The organism is Paenibacillus sp. FSL R5-0914 (assembly GCF_038004525.1).
GTDB lineage: Bacteria > Bacillota > Bacilli > Paenibacillales > Paenibacillaceae > Paenibacillus_AQ.
The window spans coordinates 1,455,468-1,479,178 of the sequence record NZ_JBBORH010000002.1 but is presented as its reverse complement, the minus strand read 5'-3'; the positions used below and the strand labels follow the sequence as shown (position 1 = coordinate 1,479,178).

The window sequence follows — 23,711 nt, the reverse complement described above, 5'->3', positions numbered from 1 at the left end:
ACGTTCTTCGTCTCGTACATTTAATTATAGTTAAGATTCTATTAGTTGACCAGACGAATAGGACTTTAAAAACTTCATAAATCAGTAGCTTGATTTCCGCATTCTTTTGTTGATTACTAAGAAGGGGATTTGAGTGGCTTTAATATGAAAATGATGATGGAATGTACATCTTTTAATTAATATGTGATACAATTAAATTGCACACAAACTAAATTAAGAGGAGTTAATCAAATGATCATAGCAGGTAATATCATGGTCGGTCTCGTTGCGTTAATACATATTTATATTGTCTATCTGGAAATGTTCGCTTGGTCAAAGCCCAAAGGGCTTCGAGTTTTTGGAATGACGCAGGAAGTTGCGGATGCTTCTAAAACTCTAGCAGCGAATCAAGGGTTGTATAATGGATTTTTAGCTGCTGGTTTAATTTGGGGACTGGTTCATCCGAATGTGAATTTCGGCCACCAAGTTGTAATCTTTTTCCTCTGCACTGTTATAGTGGCGGCGATTTATGGTGCACTGACGGTGAAAAAATCTATTTTGTTTATGCAAGGCCTTCCAGCTTTCATCGCTTTAATACTAGTAGTTTCGACTTATTTTCCTGTGACTTAAGCAGAAGCGGCAACTAACTGTTTGCTAGCAATACCCTTAAAAAAGTTAATCCAAATTAAAAAAAAGGGCTGTTTCCCAGCAGGTAATATCCTGTCAGGGAAACAGCCTTTTTATGTCTTACGTCTTCACGAGGGGAAGGGCTACTTATTGAATAGATGCAGCATAAATCGCTTCGACAGATTTGGAGAGGAGTGCGTTAAACTCTTCGTCTGACTGCCCGGCACTTAGTCCTTGCGATAAAGCACGTGAGAAGCTGGCGATTAATCCTTGATTATGGGCGAGCTTATCGTTGGCCTCAGCTTGAGTGTAACCGCCGGACAAAGCGACAATTCTTAAAACGTGAGGATCGTCCATTAACTCGCGGTAGAAGTTATTCTCCGTGGGTATGGAGAGCTTAAGCATGACCTTTACGTCTTGGCCCAGCTTAGACAATTGAGCTGAAAGTTCTTCTTTTAACAGCTTTTCCGACGCTGTTTTATCAGCAGAATGGATATCAACCTCAGGCTCGATAATCGGAACCAGTCCCGCTTCTAAAATTTGCTTGCCGACTTCAAACTGCTGTTCAACTACTTTTTTGATGCCGGAAGGATTGGCTTCTTTAATCACCGAGCGCATTTTCGTTCCAAAGATATTCCGTTCGTTGGCCCGCTTCAGAAGATCACTTAAGCCGGGAATTGGCTTCATGAGCTGTACCCCGTTTTCTGGCTCGGCAAGTCCTTTATCGATTTTCAGAAATGGGACAATGCCTTTTTCCTCCCACAGATAATCAGCAGTATATTTTCCGTCGATGAGACGGTCCATTGTGTTCTCAAATAAGATTGCACCCAGTATATTCTTCGAATCAAATGCAGGGCTCTTGATAATGCGCGTTCGCATCTCGTGAACCATTGCATACATTTGATCTTCATTGGAGTAGCTGTCCTCTTTAATGCCATATTGCAGCAGCGCTTTAGGTGTACTTCCACCACTTTGGTCCAAGGCAGCTATAAATCCCTGTCCCGTCCGAATTCGATCCCATTGCTTCATATTCATGAAAAAATCTCCTTCCTTTCGTAAACTGAATGGAAATTCATGCGTTCTTTAATTATAACACTTAAAATACTGGCCTTAAACAAGAGGCAGGGTGAACAAGGAGGTAACCGTCCAACATGAGTTGGTAGCAACCAAAGAATTAAGGACTTCTGAGTCCGATTCAACCAAGGAGATCAGCGCGAGTTGACGTAAAGGACTGCATTGCAGCTATTTGTTTAGTTGGCGCATTTTTGAGAGAAATCGGACTGTATAGCTCTTATCATCTCTCCGAAGCGTACTCTGATAATCTTCCTCGAAGATGACCTTTTTTATGCTTAAAAATCTAAGTTGAGATTAAAAGCAAGATCGATTTGTAATATTTTATGGACGTCGTCCATTTCAAAATGATCAATTACTTGAAGTTAGTTTGAAGATACGAGCGAACACGAGTAAAGGTGGCGACTGGAAATTTTATTCTTGTTACAAAGTGGCTGGTGTGATGATTTTCTAATTGGAGGGGGTGGATCGAAATTGGCTAAAGCCGCACTGGGATTGAGATTTTTCTTTAATCAACATGAATATCCGAGTAATTTAATGCGAATGATCCAATACTATTTTCTTTGTGACATTAATCATAATTACCAATTCATAGCTTTGTGAAAATAATAACTTTTCGTAAATGTCGAAATGAGGTTGACGTATGAAAATATCAGTCGTATGATTGATTCTACTGAGTATGTTAGTAATTAAAAGTAAGTATATAAATAATGTATAACAACAGGAGGAATGAAAGTGGAATCATCAACATTTGTGCTATTCGGCGCTACAGGAGATTTGGCAAAACGTAAAATCTATCCTGCACTATATAACCTCTTTTTAGATGGTCAAATTTCAGGTCCTCTTTCTGTGATTGGATTAGGAAGAAGAGAAGTTTCGAACGAAGCCTTCCGTAAGCAAGTACTGCAATCCTTACAGACTTTTTCTAGACAACCAGCCGTTGACTCACCGCAATTGCAGGTGTTCTTGGAGGCTTTTGAATATAGCGTACTAGACGTAGGGAATACCGAAGATTACTCCAAGCTGCTGGAGCATGTTAAACGTCGCGAGCAGTTGTTCAATATTCCGGAGAATCGGATGTTCTATTTGTCTGTGGGTCCTGAGTTCTTCAAGGAAATCGCAGCTAATATTCACTCAAGCGGTCTGGGTTCCACGAAAGGCTGGAAGCGTCTGATTATTGAGAAGCCTTTTGGCACAGATTTGAAATCAGCAAGAGAGCTGAATGATAGCTTGAATGCCGTATTTACTGAAGAAGAAATCTTCCGGATTGACCACTTCCTAGGTAAACCGATGGTGCAAAATTTAGAAGTTCTGAAGTATTCTAATCCAGTGCTAAGAGCGCTGTGGAAAAATAGATATATCGCGAATGTTCAAATTACGGCGAGTGAGACTGTCGGCGTTGAAGAGCGGGCAGGCTATTATGATAAAGCTGGCGCACTTCGTGATATGTTCCAGAACCATATGCTGCAGTTGATGATGATGATGGCAATGCAGCTTCCTAAAGGCAGTACACCTGAAGAAATCCGTGGGAAGAAAATATACGTCATGGAGCATCTTATTCCAATTAGCAAAGATGAGGTTAATAAACATGTTGTCCGTGGACAATATACAGAAGGTGAAATCAAAGGGAACCCTGTTGCAGGTTATTTGAATGAGCCAGGCATTAACCAATCCTCGCAAAATGAGACGTTTATCGCAGCGCGTTTATTTATAGATGATCCGCTCTGGAATGATGTACCTTTCTACGTTCGTACAGGTAAGAGAATGAAGGAGAAATCCACACGTATTGTTATTGAGTTTAAAGAACCGTTTAATGATAGTAATAACTTGAACAAAGGAAATGACGTACCGAATTTGCTGATTATCGAGATTGGACCGAATGAAGCCATAACGCTACAACTTAACACGAAAGATCAGCTGCAAAAAGGAAAGCTTGAGCCTGTCCGCGCTACTTATGAAGCGGGTACTTCAGATGTTCCGGAAGCCTACGAGAATCTAATCTTCGATGCACTTCGTGGAGATGCTACCTTCTTCGCTCACTGGAGAGAAGTAGAACTGTCATGGCAGTGGGTTACACCTATCCAGGAAGCGATGGAAGAGGGGCTTATGCCACTTCACACTTATGCTTCAGGTTCATATGGTCCAGATGCAGCTATGGAGCTATTGGGTGAAGATCGCTGGTGGTTCGATGAGGCAGATCAGGAGACAGAAGTTCTCTCTGCTCAGGCAGAAGTTGCAGCAACAGAGGAATCTATACGGCCAGGGGCGTAAGCCCCTGCCTGTTTTTTTTACCAATTTTGGAGAAATTACATCATAAGAATCTATATATCGGAGGGGAATTACATGAAAGTAGGATTAGTTGGATTAGGAAAAATGGGCTTCAATTTGGGCCAGAATTTGCTGGATCATGGACATGAGGTTGTTGCATTTGATTTGAATGCACCTGCTGTAGAGGAAATGAAAGCTAAAGGTGCCAGTGGAGCAGTAACGCTCCCTGAGTTGGTACAACAATTGGAAACGCCTAGAATCATTTGGATTATGGTTCCACATCAGGTTGTGGACTCTGTCATTGCTGAGATCACACCTTTGTTATCAAAAGGAGATATCGTTATTGAAGCGGGCAATTCACATTATAAGGAATCCATTCGCCGATATGAGCAATTGAAGGAACATGGAATCAGCTTTATGGACGCAGGTACATCCGGAGGGATGGAAGGAGCGCGTAACGGCGCTTGTTACATGGTTGGTGGAGATCCTGAAGCTTGGGAGGTTGTTGAGCCCATCTTCCGTGATACAGCTGTGGAAAGCGGCTTTTTATATGCCGGCAAAGCTGGTAGTGGCCATTTTCTAAAAATGGTTCATAACGGTATCGAATACGGCATGATGGCTGCCATCGGTGAAGGCTTTGAGGTGCTGGAAAAGAGTGAGTTTGATTACAACTTTGAGGAAGTCGCTCGGGTGTGGAATCATGGATCTGTCATCCGTTCTTGGCTGATGGAACTGGTTGAACGTGCGTTCTCGAAAGATGCTAAATTGGATGAGATCAAAGGGATTATGCACTCCTCCGGAGAAGGCAGATGGACGCTCGAAACTGCATTTGATCTGCAAGCAGCAACACCGGTCATCGCGATGGCGTTATTAATGCGCTACCGTTCACTTGAGACTGATACCTTCACTGGTAAAGTAGTGGCTGCGCTTCGGAATGAATTTGGTGGACATGCCGTTGAAACGAAGTAATTAATGTTAATCATTAGCCCGAATTTCCTCGCAATTCATTCTGAGGTGAGATTTGGGCTTTTGTTTTGCAAAAATTAATAAATGGAGAGAATAGATCGAGTACGACTTTAACCTTTTTAACATATTTTAGAGTTAGATGGGGAAATTACGATAAGGGGGAGTTGACATGCGAAGCGGAATTCGAGAAAGACTTCATTTTCTGTATAAATTTCTGCATGCGCCCCGACAACTAGGAAGCGTTACTCCCAGTTCGCGCTGGCTGGCAAAAACGATGCTCGACATCATTCCGTGGCAACAAATGCATAATATAGCTGAGCTGGGTGCTGGTACTGGAGCCATCACAAGATTTATTCCAAGCGGGAAAGAGACCGGGATGAATGTGCTCCTGTTTGAGAAGGATTCTGATTTTCGTCATCAACTAAGACTTAATTTCCCTGACCGTATTTTTTTTAACGATTGCCTGCGGCTACGACTTGCGCTTCATAATAGAAGTTTGGAGAAGTTAGATTGCATTGTAAGCAGTTTGTCTTTTAGGAATTTCTCAGCCTCAGATCGGACGCTTTACATTGAGCAAATCATATCTTCTTTAAAAGAGGGCGGCTGGTTCATCACTTTTGAATATTTTCCTCAAATGAAGAAGGAATTAATGCAGCATTTTGATATTGTGAGTGTTAAATGGGTGCTGTTAAATTTCCCGCCAGCGCTTGTTTATATTTGTAGGAAGAAGGCTTCTACACAAGTAAAGCAGGCAGATCATATTCATTCTTCCATAGATGTAAAATCAATTACTCGGGTTTCTACGGAAAGATAAGGATGAAAAATACAACAAATGCCGTCACCCATAGCTCACTGGGGAACGGCATTTTTTAAATTAGGCTCAGTATGTTATTACCTCTGTCAATAGAGAACCTCAATATTGTCCTCGTTCAGACGTTTTAGCCAAGCTTCAGAAGGCTTACGGTCAGTGATCAAGAAATCAATATGGCCAAGCTCAACCAGCTTTGTAAAAGCAGTTTTATCGAATTTGGTGTGATCCGCCAGGAGTATGACCTTATTGGCTTGTCGTAGCATGTACTTCTTGAGCTCACACTCCGGTTCGTTGGAATCTGTGATGCCTCGTTCCATATCCATTCCTTTGCAACTGATTACAGCTGTATCCACATTGTATCTTTGAATGGTGTCATGAGCTACCGGTCCCACCAGCGACAACGATCGGTAACGAAGTGAACCGCCAGTAGAGATGATATCCATCCCTGAATTCGAGAACTCATGCAAAATATTAATAGAATTTGTGATGATGGTTAGATTGTTTTTGTTTCCCAGCAATTTTAGAAACTCAAAGGCTGTAGAGCTTGGATCTACCATTAATGTATCTCCATCATTGATTAAATCGAGCGCCTTCAAGGCGATTCCCCGTTTAATATCTGTATTCAAGGCATTACGTGTAACAAAAGGCAGATCCTCATTCGTATGGCGATTCAGCATAGCACCGCCATAGGTACGACTAAGGATGCCATCCTTCTCTAGCTTCTCCAAATCTCTGCGTATCGTTTCTTCAGTGACCTCAAACATTTTACTTAGATCGGAGACTAGAACGCGTTTATCTTGATGGACGAGATCTATTATTTTTTTGCGTCTTTCGGCTGCAAGCATAGGAATCACCTTTCCAAAGCTATATTTTACAATCATAGCGCTTAATATCTGTGTTTTACAATAAAAACAACTTAAAAACATCTGTACTTTCCAATAACATTCACAAAACAGATATAAAACAAACAAAAACAACATAAATAATATTTAAGATGTTGACAATAAAGATTTAGAGGCATACGATGAAGAAGGGAATAATTCCCTTAGAGATTAATCGAGTTAGTGTGATGCAAGGCCGGCCCAGCTGCTATTCAGAGGCCAGCCTGAGGCGCAGCAGACGGAATACAACGATTATTGAACTCATTAGGAGGCTGGTCAAGCAATGAGCACGCATGTGTATTACGTTCCATCGATCAATATTATGGGCAAGGGATGCTTACAGGAGATTGGTCCTTACATTCAAGAACTTAATTTGAAGAAGGCACTTGTAGTTACAGACAAATTTCTTATGAAGAGCGGCATTGCCGGTAAATTGCTGGCGGTATTGGACGAAGCGGGGATTGAATATGCCATTTATGATGAAGTGAAGCCCAATCCGACCTGTAAAAATGTCCACGATGGCGTAGATTATCTCAAAGCGCAGAATTGTGATTATCTGATTTCCATCGGCGGTGGATCACCACAGGATACTGCCAAAGCCATTGGTATCCTTGCCACAAATGGCGGTCACATCAAAGAATATGAGGGCGTACACAAGTCGAAACATAAATCGCTGCCGATCGTTGCTGTGAATACCACCGCAGGGACTTCAGCTGAAGTCACTATTAACTATGTAATCACAGACGAAGAACGCAAAGTGAAGATGGTAATGGTGGATAAGAACAGTATTGCTACAATCTCAGTTAACGATCCAGAGCTTATGGTTGATAAACCCGCTGCACTTACGGCAGCAACAGGAATGGACGCTTTGACGCATGCAATTGAGGCACTCGTAACGCCAGGGGCTTATCCGGTAACTGACGCTACGGCACTAGCCGCAGTGGAGATTATTTTCGCTAACTTGGCCCGTACCGTGAAGAATGGCCATGATATTGAGGCTCGTGAGCAAATGGTGTATGCGATTTTCCTAGGCGGACTTGCTTTCAATAATGCAGGGCTTGGTTATGTGCACGCGATGGCGCATCAGCTTGGCGGTGTATATGATCTGCCACATGGCGTATGTAACGCAATGCTACTCCCATATGTGGAAGAACAGAATGCCAAATATGTGCCTGAGAAATTCAGGGCTATTGCTAAAGCGATGGGGTTAAACGTTGAGAGTCAAACTGATAAGGAATGCGCGGACTTCGTAATTGAGTCGATCAAGGCGTTGTCTAAAGAAGTAGGCATTCCATCTAAACTATCCGAGCTTGGAGTAGATGAGGTCGATCTTGATCTTTTAGCAGAGAACTCCATGAAGGACGCTTGTGCACCGGGTAACCCTTTTATTCCAACGAAGGAAGAAGTCATTGCACTATTCAAAAAAATACTATAACTCATCCCTTACTTTAGGAGATTCTTTATGAATAATCATATCGCCGTTGATATTGGTGCCTCTAGTGGGCGGTTAGTACGCGGAATATTGCGAGAGGGCGTCCTCATTTTAGAGGAGCTTCATCGGTTTAGCAATCGTTTTATAGCACAAGAGGATTCTTGTTTTTGGGACATAGATTATTTATTCGATCAGATCATTATAGGGCTTCAGAAAGCCAAGGGGCAAGGCATTACAGCGTGTACGCTGGGTATAGATACATGGGCTGTAGATTATGTTCTTGTGGATGCAGAGGGAACCCGTATTCAAGAGGTTTACGCTTATCGTGATCCTAGAACTGATAAGGCTATGGATGAGGTAGCTAAGCATATTTCTCCTCAAACTATATATGAAAAGACTGGTATTCAACAGTTATCATTTAATACATTGTATCAGCTTTATGTTCACAGTGAAGAAGAAATAGCCAAAGCGGATCAAATCTTACTCGTGCCTGATTATCTGTATTACAGATTAACGGGTCGCAAGATCAATGAGGTTACTAACGCATCTTCAACTCAGCTATTGAATCTAGAGAGTCGAGATTTCGACAATGACCTGTTGGATTTTCTGAATATTAAAAGAGATCAATTCGCTACATTGACTGAACCTGGAGTAATTATTGGCCCCCTCGATGAAGCACTATTTCAGGAATATGATCTTCCGGATTGCCAACTGATCTGTGTAGCCACACATGATACAGCTTCTGCAGTGCTGGGTGCTCCTCTTCAAAGAGACTCCACGTATATCAGCAGTGGAACATGGTCATTGCTCGGCGTTGAACGAACTCAGCCACTCAATTCTATGATGGCCATGAAGGCCAATTACACCAATGAATGGGGTGCATACGGAACCTATAGATTCCTCAAAAATATTATGGGCCTTTGGCTCATCCAAGAGGTTCGCAGGCTAATGGACGATCGTTATAGCTTTGCGGAACTAGCAGAGCTTGCAGATGGAGAAGAAGGCTTCCGGAGCCTGATCTCCTGTAATGATCCAAGATTTCTCAATCCTTCAAATATGATAGAAGAGATTCGTAATGCCTGCACAGAGAGCGGGCAGCCTGTTCCTGAGATGCCAGGTCAGTTGGCTCGCTGTATTTTTGACAGCTTAGCATTATCGTACCTTACTTACTTGGAAGAACTAGAAGAACTATTAGAAAGCCGAATCGAGGTTCTGCAAATTGTGGGTGGAGGTGCTAACAACAGCCTGTTATGCCAACTGACTGCTGATGTTATAGGCAGAGAAGTTAAGGCTGGCCCAACGGAATCCACAGCACTTGGTAATATAGTGGTGCAGATGATTAGCACGGGAAGCATAACTGATATTAATGAAGCAAGAGATATTATCGCCGAATCATTTGAGATAAAGGCGTATACACCGCGCCCGACCGCCCATCTTGAAGACATTCTAATTCGCTGGAAAGAGCTTCAGTTGTCCAAAATACAACATCAAATCTAATTAAACTTACGCTATATGATTTTAGGAGGAACTACAGCATGGATCAGAGTATTATCACTAGCTATAATGAAGCCAAAAAATTATACGCAGCCCATGGGATTGATGTGGAGAAAGTGCTGGAGCGGCTCGCGCAAATTAAGATTTCCATCCATTGCTGGCAGGGCGATGATGTACAAGGGTTTCTTTTTAAAGATAAAGAACTAAGCGGGGGAATAGCAGTAACAGGAAGTTATCACGGCCGAGCTGGCACGCCAGATCAATTGCGCCAAGATTTAGAAAAGGCATTATCCCTCATACCAGGCAAGCACAAAGTAAATTTACATGCGATCTATGCGGATACAGATGAAAAAGTTGATTTAGATGAATTGGAGCCGCGCCATTTCCAATCTTGGGTAGACTGGGCGAAGGAGCAGAGGCTGGGACTTGATTTTAACCCTACTTGTTTCTCACATCCTAAAGCTGCGGACGGTTTTACGCTAAGTCACTCGGACGAGGAAGTTCGTAACTTCTGGATTAAGCATTGTAAGGCTTCTCGGACGATTGCCGAGTATTTTGGTAAAGAACTGGGTCAACCGTGCGTGACTAACTTTTGGGTACCAGACGGATATAAAGATACACCAGTCGATCGTTTAGCTCCAAGAGTGCGGTTAAAAGAGTCACTGGATGAGATTTTTAGTGTGGAAATAGATCCTCTCTATAATATTGATGCTGTAGAAAGTAAATTGTTCGGAATCGGTTCTGAGAGTTATGTGGTTGGTTCACATGAGTTCTATATGGGCTATGGTTTAACTCGCGGCAAAGCCATCTGTTTGGATGCCGGACATTTCCATCCTACTGAGATGATCTCAAATAAGCTATCTTCGATTCTTATGTTTAGTGAGCAGCTGCTGCTGCATGTAAGCAGACCCGTCCGTTGGGACAGTGACCACGTTGTAACTATGGACGACGAGCTGCTGGAAATCGCCCGTGAATTGGTACGCGGGGATTTACTCTCCCGAACGAATATCGGACTTGATTTCTTTGATGGCAGTATTAATCATATCGCTGCTTGGGTGATTGGTACACGCAATACCATTAAGGCGTTACTTCGCGCAATGCTCGAACCGGTGGAAGAATTGAAGCAAATCGAGCGGATAGGTGATTACACTTCACGACTAGCGTTGGTGGAAGAATTCAAATCGTATCCGTTTGGAGCCGTGTGGGATTACTATTGTGCATCACAAGATACACCCGTTAGGGAGCAATGGCTGGCTGAAGTAAAGCGTTATGAGCAGGAAGTTTTGTCTGCAAGATAGAGTGTTAGAGTGGATGTGGAGAGCAACATATACAAAGGAGAGATTGACAATGAGTACATCTGTATTAGAATCCAAAGGGTATATTGCCAGTAGTGAGGCTCCATTTATTCAGGAAATGTCAGAGATTACCCGTCATATGTGGGAGCTTGGCTGGGATGAGCTGAATGGCGGTAATGTCAGCTATCTGCTGGATGAGAATGAGGTTGCTAAATATATTAACGTTCTAGAGCCACTACGCACCATTAAACTTACCTTCCCTGTAAAAGAATTAGCCGGCAAATACTTCATCGTGACAGGTTCTGGCAAGTATTTTAGAAATGTGATCAAAGACCCGGAAGCCAATCTCGGTGTGCTTCGTGTTAGTGCCAATGGTGAAAGCGTAGAAGTGTTATGGGGATTACGGAACGGCGCTGTACCTACTAGTGAATTGGCTTCCCATTTCATGAGCCATATTGAGCGACTGAAGGTGGACCCTACGCACCGTATCGTACTGCATACACATGCTACGAATGTTATCGCGATGACCTTCACGCATGATCTGGATGAATTGAAGTTTACGAAGACGCTTTGGGAAATGTGCACAGAGTGCCTTGTTGTTTTCCCAGATGGTGTTAGTGTCATTCCATGGATTGTTCCTGGCAGCAGCGAAATTGGCCGCGAAACCGCGAAGAAAATGAAGGATCACCGCCTAGTGATCTGGCCGCAGCACGGGATATTCGGCACTGGCTCCACTATGGATGCCACCTTTGGTCTAGTAGAAACTGTAGAAAAGGCTGCTACGATCTACAACCTAATTGGTGGAAGAGAAATTAAGCAAAAGATCACAGATCAGCAACTGTGGGATTTAGCTAAGGCGTTCGGAGTAACTCCAAAGGCTGGTATTCTTAAGGTTTAGGAAGTTCGTAATGGGATGAAAACCGGGCGTTCGCAGATTTTGCGGGGTCCGGTTTTCTATGATTTTCCCTACATAAAGATCTTAAAAATTTGCATTTTCCATCTTCTGGGGAGATAATTAGCCTTACTTAAAGTAATCAAATAATCAATTGGAGGTAATATGTATGAACACAGAGCTATTATTTTCACCTATTCAAGTGGGAAATCTTTCGCTGTCAAACCGAATCGTCATGGCGCCGATGACTCGTGTATACTCACCGGATGGTGTACCAGGAAGTAATGTTGCCGCATATTACCGTAGACGGGCAGAAGGTGGAGTAGGATTGATCGTTACCGAGGGTACAGCTATTAATCATCCTTCGGCAGTCAGCCACGCCAATATTCCCAATATACATGAAGAAGCAGCTTTAGAGGGCTGGAAGCAGGTAGTAGAAGAAGTTCACGCAGCTGGAGGTAAGATCATACCCCAATTATGGCATGTGGGAATGGCGCGAACTATAGGGGAAGGTCCAAATGTTGAAGCCCTTCCTATTGGCCCTTCTGGTCTGAATTTAGCAGGAGAACCTGTGACAGAGCCACTTACTACAGCTGAAGTTGAAAGCTTAGTCTCAGCATTTGCTCAAGCAGCAGCGAACGCGAAAAAAGTGGGTTTTGATGGTATCGAGATTCATGGTGCACATGGTTATCTGATAGACCAGTTCTTCTGGGAAGGAACGAACAAACGTACCGATCGTTACGGTGGCGATTTGGTTGGTAGAACTACATTTGCAGTAGAGGTTATTGAAGCGTGCCGTAAAGCGGTTGGGCCAGATTTTCCGATCGTGCTACGCTTCTCTCAATGGAAATTGGGTGCCTATGATGAGAAGCTGGCAAAAAATGCAGATGAGCTCGAAAGATTCCTTACTCCACTTAGCGATGCTGGCGTTGATATTTTCCACTGCTCCACTCGTCGCTTCAGCCAACCTGAATTTGAGGGATCTGAGCTTAATCTCGCAGGGTGGACCAAGAAAATCACGGGGAAACCATCAATTACGGTGGGTTCTATCGGTCTTCACAGTGATTTTTTTGCAGAAGACTCAGCTCAGAAGACAGAAGATAACATTAATGAATTACTAGAAAGAATGGACCGTGAGGAATTTGATTTGGTTGCTGTTGGCAGAGCATTAATTAGCGATCCGGCTTGGCCTGCCAAAGTTCAAAGTGGAGCAATAGACGAGATCATTCCATTCACGGCTGAATCGACAAAAACTCTATACTAAAGGGAAAGAACAGCGGGTTATGGACAGCTCTGTTTTTAGAATATTTTTCATTAAGGGCTAATATTATCATAGATATTAAAAAGCGTAATAGGTAAGGAGGATATGGGTTGATAGATATCACAGAAGTCTTCATAGATACTCTAGCACCGAACAGTGCAGCAATTAAGAACGGGCAAGGACTAGTTAAGAAGAGACGATTCGTACATTTGAATCAGTCGGAAGACGGCGTGGTTCTGTTTGGTGAATGTGGTGGTAGCGGTAGCAGCAACTATTATCCTTCTGCTGATTTTGTTGTTTCTGACAAACCGGTGATGCGTTGTACTTGTCCAAGTAGGCAGATTCCTTGCAAGCATGTCCTCGGATTGCTATATGCCTATGTAGGCAAGGAGACTTTCGTATCTGCAACGATACCTGAAGATCTTGCTGTTAAACGAGAGAAGATGAGTAAGCGTGAAGAACGAAAATCTGAGCTTGCTGCGGAAGGGGCTAATGTTAAGCCCAAGAAAGTGAACAAGTCCGCACTTAAGAAAAAGATTGGAGCTCAACTGGAGGGCTTGGCTGTACTGGAGAAATTGACCCAATCGCTTATACGTGCAGGACTTGGAACAATAGACGCCAAAGGTGTAAAGGATATTCAGATGCACGTGAAGATGATGGGCAATTATTATTTAACTGGTGCACAAATTGAATTAAGACGATTAGCTTTATTGCTCTCTTCTTCTGACAATCGTGAGAAAACTTATTCATTAGCAATAGAGCAGCTAACCCGAATTCATGCGTTCATTAAGAAAGGGCGCGCTCATCTAACAATGAAGCTGGAAGATCCGGATATGTCTTTGAATCATGAATCTACGATTGAAGAATGGCTTGGTCATGCTTGGCAGCTAACGGAGCTTAAGGAATGCGGTCTGATGAGCTCGGATGTAGAGCTGATCCAGCTTTCATTCCTCAGCTATGATGATGAAGCTAGACAGGAATATGTAGACCTCGGCTACTGGATAGAAAAATCTACAGGTGATATACATCGTACGCTCCAATATCGTCCTTATAAAGCAGCTAAATATATTCATGAAGAAGATAGCTTCACTGATGTTGCACTTATTCCTTCCTTCTATCGTTATCCTGGTGACTGGAACCGGAGAGTTCGTTTCGAGAATATGTCAACACGGCCTCTGACTAATCAGGATGTAGAGTGGATCGCTTCTAAGGCAGTTCATTCTTATTCCGACAGCTTCAAGCAGATAAAAAATCAGTTGAAGAATCCGCTAGCGGACAAGAATCCTGTGTTGCTGCTGCATGTGAATAAGATTAGCAAATCTCAGCAAGATCAGTTCGTCATTATGGACGAATCGGGCCAGCATTTGGTGTTAGACCAAATAGTAGCACTCGAGCAGGATACACTTGCACTGTTACAATACTTTACACTCGAAGAATTATCGGATACTACGATGCTGCTTATGTTTGAACATCAACTCGATACAGGACGATTGAAAGCACAACCGTTAACCCTTATCAAAGGGATGGAGATGATCCGTCTCTTATATTAAAAAAATTAAGAAAACATAAGATTCACATAAACTTTGGGAGGAATATCCATGAGTACAGCTTTACTACAAGAGCTTCATCAAGAAGTAAACCGGCTGTATATAGCTGGAAGTGAGCTCGCTGCTGAGGATTTCCGCTTAAAGCGGCTATTGCCACAGTTTCAACAGTTAGGTGAACGTGCGCCCATATTCAAAAGGTTAGGAGAGGGAATCGTTGCGGTCATTGAACCAGATCATTCCGAGGGATCTTCCTCTGCTCAGAACCTACAGGAGCTCAGCGTGCTGCTTAGCTCGGTGCTATATACACAGGGGGCGACTTCGCCTGATGGTGAACTGCTTGAGGTGGAAGTCCATCCGGTGAGATTGCCTACTCAGTTCTCATATCGTAAGCTGTCAGCGGTACAGACGGCATTAAAGACTCGTGGGGGAGGACGATATGAGATTATCAAGGAAGCTTTTGAGACAGGATTGTTTCAAGATCTTCGAATGATTCATCCCGCGTTAGCAGCCCTCCAAGATCCATATGTTGAGATCGCCGAGCTTGTGATGAAGCAGATCCTGCCAGCTTATGGGCCTCAGATTATTCCGATCCTTATCGATCAATTTGATCCTGCTGGAGGAATAGTAGAGACGAGAAAGCTGTACGTGATCGCAGTATTAGGTGGTGATAGCGTTCAGGATCTGATCTATCAAGCTGCAGATTCAGGATCAGAAGATGTTCGAGCCATGGCTATTTCTCTGCTCGCAGGTCAGGGACAATATGAAATCGAATTACTGGCTTGGAGTACAGATAAGAAGAAAAAGATTCGCGAAGCTGCCTATAATGCGCTGGCTAAGAGCGACTCGGTAAATGTGGTGAATCGGCTGCATGAGGCGTTTACGGGAAAAGATAGTGAACTTGTAGTTCCTGCATTGAGACAATGTCAAGCCCAAGAGCTCACAAAACGACTTGTTGTAGAGTTATCAGATATGCTTCAAACTGTCTCAGAGATTATGGGCGATACGAAGAAAAAAGACGGATTATGGAATAAGGTAGTCCAGTATCTTCGGGTTTTATCTTACAAACGCAGTCCTGAACTAGAGAAACTATATTTTAATGTTCTCGAGCAGTATCCATTATATATGAATCAGCTAAAGTGGAATTCATTGATCGAGGAAGCAAACTCCTATTTTAGACAGATAGATTCTATCGAAGCGAGACGTATATTACAGCAAACACTTGAGCGTGATCTTGTCTACTATAGAAACAATAGAAGATATGTGAATGATGTTTTTAAAGATGCGTATCTCTACTTGTCACCAGAGCGTGTGTATGAACAATATGTTGAAGTTCTAAAGCATTATGCGCCATCTTCAACTAGCCATGCTTCTTCAATGGCGCAGCAACTGCTACGCACCATATCTGAAGTTGTAGTTCAACGATATCATGGGACTTATGATGCAGTTTGGAATTCACCTGTAGACCAGATTCAATATATGTATAAGGTCGAAATGCAGCCGCCCGAGGTACTGGCTGTTCAATGGGATTCACGGTGGCTTGATGCTTTTATAGAGCTGGATCAATACGAACTGGTAAGTGCCTTTGCAAGGCCGGGACATGCCGAAGCAATGCAGTATTTGCTTCGTAAATTGACCGATAATCCTGAATTCCGCCATCGGTTTTCCAATATTCTCTTGATGGGCTTAGCACGTACAGGGATAAATAAACAACGTTTGCAAGAAGCTCTCCTAGTGGCTTTGGAAGATGATAGAAATACAGAATGTCGATTAATTGAACCGTATACATTTGAACAGCTATGTCAGCTTCCAGCGAGTTTTGCGAGTCGAATAATAACTGTTCTACCTCGATTTAGTGAGGTTGCAGAAGAACAACTTGAGTATGTCATTCGTCTCATGCAAGGACCATCAAACCCAAAAGAAGAGGTGTAGCTAACGATGAGTCAAGAACTATTACAAGATATTATGAGGCTTCCAGCAGAAAGACTGTATGAGCATGAGTTGGAAGCGCTTCGTAAAGCGGACACTGGTAAGGTTCCAGCAGGATGGCAGATGTCGCCCCAATCAGTACTGAAGTTTATCGTTGGTGGTAAAGCAGGGAGTACCGAGATTACACCTAAGTACATTGGTAATAAACGATTAATAGAGATGGCGATAGCCACACTGGTAACTGATCGTGCACTGCTATTAATCGGTGAGCCGGGTACAGCAAAGTCATGGTTATCTGAGAATTTATCAGCTGCTATATATGGACAATCAGGACTTGTCGTACAAGGTACTGCGGGTACGAGTGAAGAGCAGGTGCGCTATTCGTGGAACTACGCAATGCTGCTTGCACAAGGCCCTACGGCGGAAGCGCTAGTGAAAAGCCCCATTATGCGAGCGATGGAGGATGGGGGCATTGCACGTTTTGAGGAGATATCTCGTTGTGCATCTGAGGTACAGGATGCGTTGATATCCATCTTATCGGAGAAGACGATATCCGTTCCTGAGCTAGGTAAGGAGATGAGTGCGCGCAAAGGCTTCTCGATCATTGCAACAGCTAATACGAGAGACCGTGGTGTAAATGACATGTCAACTGCCTTGAAGAGACGGTTTAATATTATCGTCCTTCCAGCCCCTGCAGATTTGTATACTGAAGTTGAGATTGTGAAGAAACGGGTTCGTGAAATTGCCTCTTCCTACGATTTGCAAGCGGCGCTCCCTGCAGACGAAGCTTTACATAAGGTCGTGACCATCTTCCGTGAGTTACGTAGCGGGATGACATTGGATAAGAAGGAGAAAGTGAAGTCTCCAGGAGGTGTGATTTCCACAGCTGAAGCGATCTCGCTCTTAACGAATAGTATGGCGCTGGCCGCAAGCTTTGGTAATGGAGAACTGACGGACGAAGATCTGGCCGCAGGGCTGCAAGGTGCCATTGTGAAAGATGATGATAAGGATCAACTTGTCTGGAGAGAGTATCTCGACAATATTATGAAGAAACGTGGCGCAGATTGGCGGGGGTTATATACGGCTTGTAAGGAGATGAACTAGTGGAGAGCGTAACTACTGGAGCAGGCGTGCATATTTTTGGGGTGCGGCATTTGTCTCCTGGTGGTGCGCAGCATCTATTGAGCTTCCTTCATGAAATAGAGCCCACAGCTGTGTTAATTGAGGGTCCATCGGATGCCACACCTGAGATTCGCCATGTCATCAACATGACAACCAAACCTCCTATTGCCATTCTAGCTTTTACGGAGGAAGTTCCTGTGCGTACAGCCCTTTGGCCGCTTGCGCTATATTCCCCCGAATATCAAGCGATGAGATGGGCGGAGCAGCAAGGGGCTTATACAGCTTTTATAGATTTACCTTCATCAGTGGTCATCGCGTTACAGGATATACGAACCAAAAGTAGAGATTCTGTTGAACAGAGCGATGAATCTGAAGTTAATAATACAGGTGAGAAGGCTCCTGAAGAAGTATCTCTATATGATAGAGTAGCTGAGCTGGCTGGTGAGCTTGATTATGATATGTATTGGGAGCGCAATTTCGAACACAACACTAACAAGGGTGCATATCAGGAAGCAATTATTTCCTTCTCATCCCAAATGCGTCAGATTTCTGAAGAAAATGAGAGACATAACAACGTAATAGAATATGCACACAATACTATACGTGAAGCTTATATGCGTCGTCAGGTTCAGGATACAATCGCTGCTGGCCATCAACCAAATAAGATCGTTGTTGTATGTGGAGCATACCATGCAGCGGCGCTTGCTGATCTGGCATCTGGTATGTCAGATGAGGAAATAGATGCTCTTCCTTCTCTAAATTCGAAGCTAACACTTATGCCCTACACGTACTATAAGTTATCTTCTTTGTCTGGCTACGGAGCAGGTAACCTCGCTCCTCATTATTATCAAATGATGTGGGAACGTATGATGAATGGCTCACTTGAAGACTTGCCGAATCATTATCTGTCTACCGTAGCCAGATACTTGCGTAATACAGGGACACACCGTTCCACAGCGGAAATTATCGAAGCCGTTCGCTTAGCTGAATCATTAGCTGCCCTTCACGGTGGAAGTGCTCCGACGTTAAGAGATCTAAGAGATGCTGCGCTGACTTTACTGGGGCGTGGAGAGCTAAGTGTGATCGCAGAAGCGCTTGCTCGTACAGATATCGGTACTGCTATTGGTGAGTTGGCAGAGGGGATTAGTCAGACGCCGATTCAAGATGATCTGAATCGGCAATTAAAGCGCTTGAAGCTTGAGAAATATAAAACCCCAGTGGCAAATGATCTTGAACTAGATCTCCGAGAGAACCGAAGAGTGTCTTCTGAGGAAGCAGCTTATTTAGACTTAAATCGTTCCTTTCTTTTTCATAGGCTCAGATTACTTGGGATCGATCTAGTGAACATAAGAGCAAGTGGTCAGACTGGCGCAACGTGGGCAGAGCATTGGGTAATGAAGTGGTCTCCTGAAGTTGAGATCCAGGTCGTTGAATCTACGCTACTTGGGGAAACAATTGAGATTGCTTCAGCTTATGTATTGCAACAAAAATTAGATGGCAGCAGTACCATTGCGGAAGCGTCAGCACTTATTCGAACGGCTTATGAGTGTGGAATGATACACCAGATGGAAGCGGGACGGCAGACGCTTCAGCGTCTAGCTGTTGATACTCGAGATGTGGTGCAGATTGCTGCTTCCATTCATGAGTTATCTCTTCTGATTCAATATGGCGATGTTCGACGGATCGATACCAAGCCGCTCATTCCTTTGCTTGAACAACTGTTCAGACGAGCCTGTCTGTTCTTGCTGGATGCGAGCCAATGTAACGATGAGGCTTCAGGTGAGATGCTTAAAGCTATGAACATACTGAATCAGGCAGCTATTGCGCATAGTGAGGAATTAGATGAGCTGTTGTGGATACAAGAGCTGAAACACTTGTCAGAGAGGGATGACTGCAATCCGCGTTTATCTGGAGTGGCGTGTTCCATTTTATTGGAGCGTAATGCGATGACTGCACAGCAATGTTCAGAAGAAGTATCGAGGCGCCTGTCGCCAGGTATACCCGCAGAACTTGGAGCAGGCTGGTTCGAAGGGATGTCTATGCGTAATCGATATGTACTGTTGTCTCGATTAAGTCTGTGGGAACAATTGAATGAGTATATTAATTCATTAGATGATGAAGAATTTGTACGTGCATTAGTATTTTTACGGCGTGCTTTCAGCACCTTTGAACGAAGAGAAAAGACGATGATTGCCGAACTTCTAGGGGAGTTGTGGGGTGTGAACACCGAGCAGGCTGCTGAGATTCTGACGGGTGAGCTGAAGGAGGCCGAAGCGAAGATGATTGAGGATTTGAATGAATTTGACTTTGGAGATATATGACGATGAGTACATCCGTGGATTCAAGTGTTGTAGCTCGGTGGCGCCTTATTCTTGGTCAGTCTGCAGAAGCGCAATTGACGGTTTCTAGCGGAAACGCAAGTATTCACCTGTCTGAAGATGAACTCATCATGGACCAAGCACTGGCTGCTATCTATGATGAGACGAGCGATATCGTAAATAGTGGTGCTGCTAACTCTTCGGCTACGGGACAAAGAGGAGCGGGATCAGGTAAATCTGCACCCCGGTTGGCAAAATGGTTAGGAGATGTTCGCAATTTCTTCCCAGAGGATATCGTATCGGTTATTCAACATGATGCGATGGAGCGGAAGGGCTGGAAGCAATTATTGTTTGAGCCGGAAGTTCTGGCAACAGTGAAGCCTGATATACAGCTAGTAGGTACACTACTTTCGCTAAAAGGGAAAATTCCTGAGAAGACAAAAGATACGGCTCGCCTGTTAGTGAAGGCAGTTGTGGATGATCTTGTAAAGCGTATGGAGGAAGATCTGCGTCGGGCGGTGACGGGTGCACTGAATCGCAGAGAGCATTCTCCATTACCGTCACTTAGTGGTATAGACTGGACACGGACGATAAAACGCAATCTGAAGCATTATGATGCAGAGCGACAACAGATTATCCCTGAGAGATTCTACTTTTATGATCGGGCAAGACGCAGTAAGGAATGGACAGTCATTGTGGATATCGATCAGAGTGGTTCTATGGCAGAATCAATTATTTGGGCTTCAGTAGTTGGTTCTATTTTTGCAAGCATCCCATCGCTTAGTACCCGAGTAGTTGTATTTGATACAGAGGTCGTTGATCTGACAGAGCAATGTGCGAACGATCCTGTTGACATGTTATTCGGGATTCAGTTAGGTGGCGGTACAGATATACAAAAGTCTGTTGCTTATTGCGAACAGTTTATTGATCAACCGAAGAAGACATTATTTATCGTGATTTCGGATCTTTATGAAGGTGGGAACCAGGCAGGCTTAATCCGTCGTATGCGTCATCTGAAGGAATCTGGAGTTAGAACGATGTGCTTGCTGGCTTTATCTGATGAAGGCAAACCTTTCTATGATGAGCATGTGGCGAGATCTTTGACTCGCGATGGAACACCCTGTTTTGCGTGTACACCTGCACTGCTGCCACAGTTAGTAGAAGGTGCACTAAAAGGACAGGATCTTACTGAATTAGCAAAGAAACTTGGTACAAAAGGGATTTAACAAGAGTCGTGCTATTACAAGTTTCATTAAAAGCGATATTCAGACAAGAACTGTGATTCATTACAGTTTTTGTGGCGTATATAAATATCATACCCCCCTTTATAGAATATAATTTGGCCCTGTCGCTCGTCGGCAGGGTATTTTTTTTATGAAAGTCTTTAGAAAAGCAATTATCCTGACCTATTAAAATTTTCATTTAGAGTATGCTCTGCTCTCACGCTGTGGTAAAATAGACCTGATTTTTCAAAAAAATACGCAAGTTAAGTTTTTGCTTGATAAGCCTAAATCAGTGCATAATGGGATTGACATCTAAGATGGATGTAATGTTATAGAATGTGCTATAATTTTATATTAGGTTAAAACATCAATAAGCTACATTTTAGATAGAGGACGTGAAAACAGCATGACTAAGGGGAACCATAACTCACCGGACTTAAAATCCGGCAAGGGTTCGAAAGATTATTCGAAATATTTTGATTTTAGCGATGCGAAGGTAATTAGTGAAGAAGAAGGTAAGATTACTTATCGGATTAAAGGAAGAAACGTTCAAATTAATAGCCAGCCTGATTATAAAGAAGGAAAACGGCGTGGCAAGGAAGAAATAGAAGTGCATTATGATTTCGAGATTCCTGAAGAGATGCAGAATTTCGGAGTAGACAAATATTATCATATAACGACTTATGGCTGCCAAATGAATGAGCATGACACGGAAACGATGAAGGGCCTGTTGGAACAGATGGGCTACAAAAGCGTCGATGATCGGAATCATGCGGATCTCATTCTGCTCAATACTTGTGCGATTCGCGAGAATGCCGAGGATAAGGTGTTTGGAGAGCTTGGTCACCTTAAGAACTTGAAGATTGAGAAGCCAGGTCTTTTGCTGGGCGTGTGTGGCTGCATGTCGCAGGAGGAAGGCGTAGTTAATCGAATTATGTCTAAGCATGGATTCGTGGATATGATCTTCGGTACGCATAATATTCACCGTCTGCCACACCTCATTAAAGAAGCTGTATTCAGTAAAGAGCTTGTGGTGGAGGTATGGTCTAAAGAGGGCGATATTATTGAGAACTTACCGAAAAAACGTGAAGGTATGCGGGCTTGGGTAAACATTATGTATGGCTGTGATAAGTTCTGTACGTACTGTATCGTACCTTTTACACGAGGAAAAGAACGCAGCCGCCGTCCGGAGGACGTCATTGCTGAAGTAAGAGAGCTAGCGCGTCAAGGATTCAAGGAAGTGACTTTGCTGGGGCAGAACGTAAACGCATACGGTAAGGATTTTACAGACATCGATTACACCTTTGGTGACCTAATGGATGATATGCGTTTAATTGATATCCCGCGCATCCGCTTCATGACATCGCATCCACGTGATTTTGACGATAAATTGATTGAAGTACTCGGCAAAGGCGGCAACCTGGTGGAGCATATCCATCTGCCGGTTCAATCGGGAAGTACTGCCGTACTTAAGAAAATGAGTCGTAAATATACTCGTGAAGCTTATCTGGAGTTAGTTCGTAAGATCAAGATAAGTGTGCCTAATGCGGTATTAAGTACCGATATTATCGTTGGTTTCCCTGGTGAGACGGATGAGCAATTCGAAGATACTCTTTCGCTAGTGCGCGAGGTTGGGTATGATATGGCATATACGTTCATTTATTCACCTCGTGAAGGTACCCCTGCAGCTGCTATGGAGGACAATGTACCGATGTCAGTGAAGAGCGAACGTCTGCAAAGACTCAATGATCTCATTAAAGAGAATAGCCGGATCATTAATGACCGTATGCTAGGTGAAGTCGTCGAGGTACTGGTAGAAGGCGAGAGTAAGAATAACTCGGAAGTCCTTTCTGGCCGTTCCCGTGCGAACAAGCTGGTCCATTTTGAAGGTTCGAAGGAGCTTATTGGCACATTTGTAAAAGTGAGAATTACAGATACCAAAACATGGTACATCAAAGGGGATATTGTGGCAGAAGCTGCTGCTGTTCATTAATCATCACATACGAATGGGGAGATGGCTTGTGAGTACAGAGGAACAACGTTTGAATAAATATGGAATGAAGACTTATAATACCCGTGACTTGATCGTACGCGAGGATATTATGGGTAAAGCCAAAGAACTGGCTACATTGATCTCGACAAGTGAAGAAGTAAAGCATTTTCAGCAGGCTGAGCAAAAAATCCTGAACCACGAGCGTGTACAAGGTCTGATTGCAACGATTAAGAAAAAGCAGAAGGAGATTGTCGCCTTCGAAAGCTTTAAAAATAAAGATATGGTAGCCAAGATCGAGCGTGAAATTGAAGTGTTGCAGGATGAAATTGACGGCATTCCAGTCGTGAACGAATTTCAGCAGAGCCAGAGTGACATCAATTATCTACTCCAGCTTGTCATTTCCGTGATTAGAGATACCGTTTCGGAAAAAATAAATGTGGAAGCCGGCACCGAGGCGCCTCCGACCACATGCGGATAACCCACACTCAGTTTAGGGGGCGGATGCAGATCCGCCCCTTTAAGTTTCACACTATACATAATCCTAATCTTTCTATGTCCAGTTGTTGATTTTAGAAGTTAAGGTTTGGTACATTTAAAGATACGAT

Annotated in this window: 18 protein-coding genes; 16 read left to right on the top strand and 2 right to left on the bottom strand. The window is 43.4% G+C overall.

All coding sequences use genetic code 11. The features are described from left to right. Positions 1–231: 231 nt before the first annotated feature. Positions 232–609 (top strand): DUF1304 domain-containing protein, encoded by a 378-nt coding sequence (locus tag MKX60_RS22715; protein ID WP_042188986.1) that lies wholly within the window; start codon positions 232–234, stop codon positions 607–609. A gap of 144 nt (positions 610–753) precedes the next feature. Here the strand turns inward: MKX60_RS22715 and MKX60_RS22710 are convergent, their stop codons facing one another. Continuing rightward, positions 754–1,641 carry a fructose bisphosphate aldolase gene (locus MKX60_RS22710; protein ID WP_341061042.1) on the bottom strand — a complete coding sequence of 296 codons (888 nt, stop codon included), beginning with the start codon at positions 1,639–1,641 and terminating at the stop codon, positions 754–756. A gap of 771 nt (positions 1,642–2,412) precedes the next feature. Between MKX60_RS22710 and zwf the strand changes: the two genes are divergently transcribed. The 3 genes from zwf to MKX60_RS22695 all read left to right on the top strand — a co-directional run bounded on the left by zwf (position 2,413) and on the right by MKX60_RS22695 (position 5,725). Next, on the top strand, positions 2,413–3,948 hold the full coding sequence (zwf, locus tag MKX60_RS22705) for a glucose-6-phosphate dehydrogenase (protein ID WP_339796281.1): 1,536 nt from the start codon (positions 2,413–2,415) through the stop codon (positions 3,946–3,948). Between the two features lie 72 nt (positions 3,949–4,020). Continuing rightward, positions 4,021–4,914, top strand: a complete 894-nt coding sequence (gene gnd, locus MKX60_RS22700) for a phosphogluconate dehydrogenase (NAD(+)-dependent, decarboxylating) (RefSeq protein ID WP_042188983.1) — start codon at positions 4,021–4,023, stop codon at positions 4,912–4,914. A gap of 166 nt (positions 4,915–5,080) precedes the next feature. Beyond that, entirely contained in the window at positions 5,081–5,725 is a 645-nt protein-coding gene (locus tag MKX60_RS22695) for a class I SAM-dependent methyltransferase (protein WP_341061041.1), read from the top strand. 86 nt (positions 5,726–5,811) lie between these two features. Here MKX60_RS22695 and MKX60_RS22690 read toward each other — a convergent pair whose 3' ends face one another. After that, positions 5,812–6,567: a DeoR/GlpR family DNA-binding transcription regulator gene (locus MKX60_RS22690; protein WP_042194054.1), complete on the bottom strand. Its 756-nt coding sequence runs from the start codon at positions 6,565–6,567 to the stop codon at positions 5,812–5,814. Between the two features lie 319 nt (positions 6,568–6,886). Here MKX60_RS22690 and MKX60_RS22685 point away from each other — a divergent pair, with 319 nt between their 5' ends. The 12 genes from MKX60_RS22685 to MKX60_RS22630 all read left to right on the top strand — a co-directional run bounded on the left by MKX60_RS22685 (position 6,887) and on the right by MKX60_RS22630 (position 23,584). Continuing rightward, positions 6,887–8,038 carry an iron-containing alcohol dehydrogenase gene (locus MKX60_RS22685; RefSeq protein ID WP_341061040.1) on the top strand — a complete coding sequence of 384 codons (1,152 nt, stop codon included), beginning with the start codon at positions 6,887–6,889 and terminating at the stop codon, positions 8,036–8,038. 27 nt (positions 8,039–8,065) lie between these two features. Next, a complete protein-coding gene (gene rhaB / locus MKX60_RS22680) occupies positions 8,066–9,532 on the top strand; it encodes a rhamnulokinase (RefSeq protein WP_341061039.1) in 1,467 nt (488 codons plus the stop codon). A 38-nt stretch (positions 9,533–9,570) separates the two neighbouring features. Further along, positions 9,571–10,827 carry an L-rhamnose isomerase gene (gene rhaA / locus MKX60_RS22675; RefSeq protein WP_341061038.1) on the top strand — a complete coding sequence of 419 codons (1,257 nt, stop codon included), beginning with the start codon at positions 9,571–9,573 and terminating at the stop codon, positions 10,825–10,827. 49 nt (positions 10,828–10,876) lie between these two features. Then, positions 10,877–11,722 (top strand): rhamnulose-1-phosphate aldolase, encoded by an 846-nt coding sequence (rhaD, locus tag MKX60_RS22670; protein ID WP_341061037.1) that lies wholly within the window; start codon positions 10,877–10,879, stop codon positions 11,720–11,722. 163 nt (positions 11,723–11,885) lie between these two features. After that, the gene (locus tag MKX60_RS22665) at positions 11,886–12,980 is read left to right on the top strand and encodes an NADH:flavin oxidoreductase (RefSeq protein WP_042188971.1); all 1,095 of its coding nucleotides are present in this window, start codon (positions 11,886–11,888) and stop codon (positions 12,978–12,980) included. A 107-nt stretch (positions 12,981–13,087) separates the two neighbouring features. Next, entirely contained in the window at positions 13,088–14,527 is a 1,440-nt protein-coding gene (locus tag MKX60_RS22660; protein ID WP_341061036.1) for an SWIM zinc finger family protein, read from the top strand. 48 nt (positions 14,528–14,575) lie between these two features. Further along, positions 14,576–16,453 carry a HEAT repeat domain-containing protein gene (locus MKX60_RS22655; protein WP_341061035.1) on the top strand — a complete coding sequence of 626 codons (1,878 nt, stop codon included), beginning with the start codon at positions 14,576–14,578 and terminating at the stop codon, positions 16,451–16,453. Positions 16,454–16,459: 6 nt separating this feature from the next. Next, positions 16,460–17,554, top strand: coding sequence for an ATP-binding protein (locus tag MKX60_RS22650; RefSeq protein WP_341061034.1), 1,095 nt, complete (start codon positions 16,460–16,462; stop codon positions 17,552–17,554). Beyond that, entirely contained in the window at positions 17,554–19,893 is a 2,340-nt protein-coding gene (locus tag MKX60_RS22645; protein WP_341061033.1) for a DUF5682 family protein, read from the top strand. Before MKX60_RS22650 ends, MKX60_RS22645 begins: the two co-directional genes overlap by 1 nt. 2 nt (positions 19,894–19,895) lie before the next feature. Then, complete coding sequence (locus MKX60_RS22640; protein WP_076298826.1) at positions 19,896–21,116, top strand: VWA domain-containing protein; 1,221 nt, start codon at positions 19,896–19,898, stop codon at positions 21,114–21,116. A 403-nt stretch (positions 21,117–21,519) separates the two neighbouring features. Continuing rightward, positions 21,520–23,106, top strand: a complete 1,587-nt coding sequence (gene miaB / locus MKX60_RS22635; protein ID WP_042188958.1) for a tRNA (N6-isopentenyl adenosine(37)-C2)-methylthiotransferase MiaB — start codon at positions 21,520–21,522, stop codon at positions 23,104–23,106. Positions 23,107–23,134: 28 nt separating this feature from the next. Then, a complete protein-coding gene (locus MKX60_RS22630) occupies positions 23,135–23,584 on the top strand; it encodes a RicAFT regulatory complex protein RicA family protein (protein WP_042188957.1) in 450 nt (149 codons plus the stop codon). Positions 23,585–23,711 lie beyond the last annotated feature (127 nt).

Coding starts and splice junctions, on each gene's coding strand:
- MKX60_RS22715 (WP_042188986.1), top strand. CDS start 232: ATGATCATAGCAGGTAATATCATGGTCGGTCTCGTTGCGTTAATACAT.
- MKX60_RS22710 (WP_341061042.1), bottom strand. CDS start 1,641: ATGAATATGAAGCAATGGGATCGAATTCGGACGGGACAGGGATTTATA.
- gnd (WP_042188983.1), top strand. CDS start 4,021: ATGAAAGTAGGATTAGTTGGATTAGGAAAAATGGGCTTCAATTTGGGC.
- MKX60_RS22695 (WP_341061041.1), top strand. CDS start 5,081: ATGCGAAGCGGAATTCGAGAAAGACTTCATTTTCTGTATAAATTTCTG.
- MKX60_RS22690 (WP_042194054.1), bottom strand. CDS start 6,567: ATGCTTGCAGCCGAAAGACGCAAAAAAATAATAGATCTCGTCCATCAA.
- MKX60_RS22685 (WP_341061040.1), top strand. CDS start 6,887: ATGAGCACGCATGTGTATTACGTTCCATCGATCAATATTATGGGCAAG.
- rhaB (WP_341061039.1), top strand. CDS start 8,066: ATGAATAATCATATCGCCGTTGATATTGGTGCCTCTAGTGGGCGGTTA.
- rhaA (WP_341061038.1), top strand. CDS start 9,571: ATGGATCAGAGTATTATCACTAGCTATAATGAAGCCAAAAAATTATAC.
- rhaD (WP_341061037.1), top strand. CDS start 10,877: ATGAGTACATCTGTATTAGAATCCAAAGGGTATATTGCCAGTAGTGAG.
- MKX60_RS22665 (WP_042188971.1), top strand. CDS start 11,886: ATGAACACAGAGCTATTATTTTCACCTATTCAAGTGGGAAATCTTTCG.
- MKX60_RS22655 (WP_341061035.1), top strand. CDS start 14,576: ATGAGTACAGCTTTACTACAAGAGCTTCATCAAGAAGTAAACCGGCTG.
- MKX60_RS22650 (WP_341061034.1), top strand. CDS start 16,460: ATGAGTCAAGAACTATTACAAGATATTATGAGGCTTCCAGCAGAAAGA.
- MKX60_RS22640 (WP_076298826.1), top strand. CDS start 19,896: ATGAGTACATCCGTGGATTCAAGTGTTGTAGCTCGGTGGCGCCTTATT.
- miaB (WP_042188958.1), top strand. CDS start 21,520: ATGACTAAGGGGAACCATAACTCACCGGACTTAAAATCCGGCAAGGGT.